Origin of the sequence: Binatus sp. (SeqCode) (assembly GCF_049584895.1) — a bacterium.
Taxonomy (GTDB): domain Bacteria; phylum Desulfobacterota; class Binatia; order Binatales; family Binataceae; genus Binatus.
The window spans coordinates 1-5,337 of the sequence record NZ_JBAUYR010000058.1 but is presented as its reverse complement, the minus strand read 5'-3'; the positions used below and the strand labels follow the sequence as shown (position 1 = coordinate 5,337).

5 protein-coding genes are annotated in these 5,337 nt (G+C 59.4%); all 5 read left to right on the top strand.

All coding sequences use genetic code 11. From position 1 onward, the window contains the following. Positions 1 to 626, top strand: a 626-nt coding sequence (locus tag WB650_RS11095; protein WP_423960453.1) for an ABC transporter permease, incomplete at its 5' end; no start/stop codon positions are given. Positions 627 to 997: 371 nt separating this feature from the next. Beyond that, complete coding sequence (locus WB650_RS11090) at positions 998 to 1,348, top strand: hypothetical protein (RefSeq protein ID WP_422300835.1); 351 nt, start codon at positions 998 to 1,000, stop codon at positions 1,346 to 1,348. After that, complete coding sequence (kdpF, locus tag WB650_RS11085) at positions 1,281 to 1,556, top strand: K(+)-transporting ATPase subunit F (RefSeq protein ID WP_422300832.1); 276 nt, start codon at positions 1,281 to 1,283, stop codon at positions 1,554 to 1,556. The genes WB650_RS11090 and kdpF overlap by 68 nt, the downstream gene beginning before the upstream one ends. A 25-nt stretch (positions 1,557 to 1,581) precedes the next feature. Further along, on the top strand, positions 1,582 to 3,309 hold the full coding sequence (kdpA, locus tag WB650_RS11080; protein ID WP_422300831.1) for a potassium-transporting ATPase subunit KdpA: 1,728 nt from the start codon (positions 1,582 to 1,584) through the stop codon (positions 3,307 to 3,309). Between the two features lie 16 nt (positions 3,310 to 3,325). Continuing rightward, the coding region (gene kdpB / locus WB650_RS11075) for a potassium-transporting ATPase subunit KdpB (protein ID WP_423960451.1) at positions 3,326 to 5,337 on the top strand (2,012 nt) is incomplete at its 3' end.

The following is a 5,337-nucleotide window of genomic DNA, read 5'->3' as shown; positions in this document are numbered from 1 at the left end:
TCATAAGCGTGATGCTTGGCGCCGCGATCCTGTGGACCATGTTCTATTCATTTCAGCGCGACATGGCGGTCGCGTTCATCGACGATCTTTGGTGCCGCAACCTCATCAACTTGTTCTCGACGCCGTTGATGCTGTCGGAATACATGGCTGGAATTATCGTGGTGTGCATTCTCAAGGTGATGGTCGGACTAGGCGCGGCGTCGGCGATTGCGTGGGCGGCGTGGTCGTTCAACGTTCTGCCGTGGCTGCCGAAGTTCATTCCCTACATCGCCAACCTGTTGTTCTTCTCGCTCGCTATCGGAATCGCCATCACCGGAATGGTCTTTCGCTATTCCACAAAAGTCCAGGCGCTGGCGTGGGGCTTTGCGGGTCTGCTGATGCCGGTATCGTGCATATTTTATCCGGTATCGTCGCTGCCGAAGTGGTTGCAGGACATCGCGTGGATGATGCCGACGGCGCATTCGTTTGAAGGGATGCGCCAGGCGCTGGCCGGTAAAGGATTTTCGGCGGTGCATTTCTGGTGGGGCGCCGGTTTGAACGCAGTGTATTTCACGGCGGCGATCCTATTCTTCGGTTGGATATTCGAGAAAGCGCGCTCGCGGGGGTTGCTGGTCAAGCAGGAGTAGCAATGATGCAATCCTAGGACATGCCGGGTCGTGGCGGACTCCTACGAGCAAGGCCGTAGCTCTGTAGTCATCAATACGGACCCGAGCGACACTCCTAATCAGATGGTATCGGCTCGGATTCACGGACGAAGTTTATTCCGTCGCAACTACCTGTTCGCGGCAAAGAAACCGAAGGTCATTGCCGGCTGACCGCGCCGGAATCGCGTTCCAGCATTGCACTTCGATGAAGTTTGCATCGAGTAGCACGATGCATTTTGAAATGTCCGATCTGCAAAGGATGCAAAAGGCCTTGTGGGACGGGCATTTGCGCATTGGCACGCGCGATGCTGTTAGCCCTGTCGGAAGAAATCCGGCGGAGGCCAGCGATCCGCATGAAACAGACGACGCAAATGATGATGCCGCACTTGTATGCGATAAAAGTGCTCGACAAACTTCCCGGTTTCTTCAAGCCGCATCGATACCTTTATCATTGTGTGCGCTGCAAGTGGTCCTTCGTCGTTAACGACGGGCGTCGCGGCGCGCTACGGCCGGTAGCTGAGGAGGGCACGACGCTCACGCGCGACGAAGTAGTCGCACGTGCCTCGACATTTGCCGCTGGCCCGTGTCCCGCGATGCGCAGGGTGACTGAGGCGCATCTGCACTTGAACGGGTCGAATGGATCCAACGGTCACCATCCTGCCCACCCCGAAAGCCCTAGCCATCCAGAACAGCTTTTGCGCTAAAGACAGCACAGCGTTACTAGTCGGAGTTACCAACTATGTGGGATTTGATTTCAATTCTCGCCAGCATCGCCTTCTTCGCGATCGCGATCGAATACGTTCGGGGGTGCGACAACCTATGAGTCCGGTTGAAACTGTTCTCGGTGGGGTGTGCGCAGTGTTGCTAGGTGTGTACCTGATTTACACGATGCTGCGCCCGGAAAGATTCTAAGCGGCACTGGACGGTAACAACCTACATGCTATTCAATTCTATCGTTCAGCTCGCCGTCTACTTCATCCTGGTGACGGCGATCAGCGTGCCGCTCGGCCTTTACATGGCGCGAGTGTTCTCGAACGAGCGCACCTTACTGGACCCGGTGCTCGCGCCAATCGAGAAACTGATCTACAAGCTTTGCGGGATAGACGCGCATGCGGAGACCGGTTGGGCTCCATACGCGATATCGATGCTCGCGTTCAGCCTTATCTCGATGATCTTTCTGTACGCGCTGCAGCGGCTTCAATACTACCTGCCGCTGAATCCGCAAGGGCTGGCTGGAGTGCCGCCGGGACTGGCGTTCAATACGGCAGCAAGCTTTACGACCAACACCAACTGGCAGGCATATTCGGGCGAGCAGACGCTGAGCTACCTGACGCAGATGGTTGGGCTGACGTCGCACAACTTTCTTTCGGCGGCGGCGGGAATCGCGATGGCGGCGGCGGTGATTCGCGGATTCGCGCGGCGCAGCGCGAAGACGATCGGCAATTTCTGGGTCGATCTTACGCGCACAACGCTGTGGGTGCTGCTTCCGCTCTCTCTTATCTTCGCGCTGTTTCTCGTATGGCAGGGCGTGCCGGATAACTTCAGTCCGTACGTAAATGCGAAGACGCTGGAGGGCGCTCCGCAAACGATCGCGGAGGGGCCGGTGGCGTCGCAGGAAATCATCAAGGAGCTCGGCACCAACGGCGGCGGCTTCATGAATGCCAACTCGGCGCATCCGTATGAGAATCCGACCCCGCTGACCAATCTGCTCGAGATGCTGGCGATCTTTTCGATCGGCGCGGGACTGACCCACACCTTCGGCAAGATGGTCGGTGATCGCAAGCAGGGGTGGGCGCTGTTCGCCGTGATGGCGATTCTGTTTTTAGCGGGCGCGGCACCCGCAATCTTGGCCGAGCAACACGGTAATCCGCAGTTCGCAAAAATTGGAATCGATCAGCATGCTTCCGCCACGCAGAGCGGCGGCAACATGGAGGGCAAGGAAGTCCGCTTCGGTATCGTCGAATCCGCGATGTGGGCTACTGCCACTACTGACACCTCGTGCGGCGCGGTCAACTCGATGCACGACAGCTACACGCCGCTCGGCGGGCTGGTGCCGATGATCAACATGCAGCTGGGCGAGGTAATCTTCGGCGGCGTCGGCTCCGGGCTTTACGGCATCATCGTGATGGCGGTGCTGGCAGTCTTCATCGCAGGATTGATGGTCGGGAGGACGCCTGAATATCTCGGCAAGAAAATCGAAGCGCGCGAAATGAAACTCGCGATGCTCTACGTACTAATCTTCCCCGCCGTCATTCTGATACCGGCCGCTATCGGGGCCGTCATACCCGCCGGCCTGTCCAGCATTTCAAATCCCGGTCCGCACGGCTTCTCGCAGATCCTTTATGCGTTCACGGAAGCGGGTGCGAACAATGGATCAGCATTCGCCGGCCTGAACGCCAACGTGCCGTTCTACAACGTGACGATGGCGTTTGTGATGCTGCTAGGCAGATTCATGATGGCGATCCCCGCGCTCGCGATTGCCGGATCAGTCGCGGCCAAGAAAACCACCGCCGCCAGTGCCGGGACGTTCCCGACCGACGGCGTCCCGTTCGTATTCCTGCTGATAGGCGTAATCGTGATCGTCGGCGCGCTGACATTTTTCTGCGCCGACGCACTCGGACCGATCGTCGAGCAACTGCTGATGGCTGCCGGGAAACTTTTCTAGGTTTGGTGTTGCAACTATGAGTGATCGCAAGGCTCCCGCACTTTGGAATCGCGAAATTGTTTCGCGCGCGTCGATCGAGTCGTTCACCAAGCTCGATCCGCGCCGGATGATCAGGAATCCGGTGATGTTCGTGGTCGAGGTCACCAGCGTGCTCGTAATGTTCACGCTGATTCGCGACGCGCTGGCTCATAAGATGGTGCTGGCGGGATTCGAATTTCAAATCGCATTGTGGCTGTGGTTCACCGTGCTGTTCGCAAATTTCGCGGAGGCGATGGCGGAGGGGCGCGGCAAGGCGCAGGCCGAAAATCTGCGCAAGACCCGCACTGAAACCCAGGCCAAAGTGATCGTGGCCGGTGGTGAGACGAAACTGGTGCCGGCCGCGCAGCTACGACGCGGCGACATCGTAATGGTTGCCGCTGGCGACGTCATCCCCGGTGACGGCGAAATCATCGAGGGCATCGCGGCGGTCAATGAAGCTGCTATCACCGGAGAATCCGCACCGGTCATTCGCGAGAGTGGCGGCGATCGCAGCGGCGTCACCGGCGGCACGACAGTCATCTCCGACTGGATCAAAGTGAAGATCACCGCCAACCCCGGCGAGACGTTCCTCGACCGCATGATCGCGCTGGTCGAAGGCGCGCAGCGTCAGAAGACGCCCAACGAAATCGCGCTCAGCATTCTGCTGTCGGGGCTGACGATCGTCTTCCTGCTCGTGGTCGTCACGCTCTACCCGTTCGGCCTTTATGGCGGCACGAAGCTGGGGTTGCCGGTGCTGGTATCGCTGTTGGTATGCCTGATTCCAACGACGATCGGCGGATTGCTCTCGGCCATCGGAATCGCCGGGATGGACCGGCTGGTGCAGCACAACGTGCTCGCGATGTCGGGACGTTCAGTAGAAGCCGCCGGCGACGTCGACACGCTGCTGCTCGATAAGACCGGAACTATCACGCTCGGAAACAGGATGGCCGCGGAATTCATCCCGGTGGAGGGCGTGGACGTGCGAGAACTGGCCGAGGCCGCACAGTTCGCGTCGCTCGCCGACGAGACTCCTGAAGGACGATCGATCGTCGTGCTCGCGAAGCGTCAGTTCGATCTGCGTGAACGCGATCTCGGCACCGGCGACGACGGCGCGACCTTCATCCCCTTTTCGGCGCAGACACGGATGAGCGGCGTCGATATTGGTGGGCGTCGAATCCGCAAGGGCGCCGCCGAGCAGGTCGCGCATTTCGTTCGTGAAAATCACGGCACGCCGCCGGAAGACTTGAAGGCGATTGTCGAGCGCATCGCGCGCAGCGGTGGAACTCCGCTGGTGGTCGCGGACGAATCGAAGGCGCTCGGCGTGATTTATCTGAAAGACGTGGTCAAAGAAGGAATCCACGAACGCTTCGAGCGCCTGCGTGCGATGGGTTTGCGCACCGTCATGATTACCGGCGACAACCCGCTGACCGCGGCAGCGATCGCCAAGGAGTCGGGCGTCGACGATTTCCTGGCTGAGGCCACTCCCGAAACCAAGCTGCGCCTGATTCGCGAAGAACAGAACCAGGGCAAGCTGGTTGCGATGATCGGCGACGGCACCAACGACGCGCCCGCGCTCGCGCAGGCCGACGTCGGCATCGCGATGAATGCGGGCACCCAGGCCGCGCGCGAGGCCGGCAATATGATCGACCTCGACTCGAATCCGACCAAGGTGATGGAAGTTGTCGAGATCGGCAAGCAGTTGCTGATGACGCGCGGCGCGCTCACGACCTTTTCGATTGCCAACGACGTCGCCAAGTATTTCGCGATCATCCCGGCGCTGTTCATCGTCGAATATCCCGAATTGCAGCGGCTCAACGTGATGCATCTGGCGACGCCGCAGAGCGCGATTCTGTCGGCGGTCATTTTCAATGCGCTGATCATCATCGCGCTGATTCCGCTGGCGCTGCGCGGCGTGCGCTATCGTCCGGTTGGCGCGGCCGCGATTCTGACTCGCAATCTTTTTATCTACGGCTTCGGCGGCGTGATTATTCCGTTCATCGGCATCAAGGC

What these genes read in the sequence shown, in the direction of transcription:
- WB650_RS11090 (WP_422300835.1), top strand. Translation starts at nt 998, where the DNA reads ATGAAACAGACGACGCAAATGATGATGCCGCACTTGTATGCGATAAAA.
- kdpF (WP_422300832.1), top strand. Translation starts at nt 1,281, where the DNA reads ATGGATCCAACGGTCACCATCCTGCCCACCCCGAAAGCCCTAGCCATC.
- kdpA (WP_422300831.1), top strand. Translation starts at nt 1,582, where the DNA reads ATGCTATTCAATTCTATCGTTCAGCTCGCCGTCTACTTCATCCTGGTG.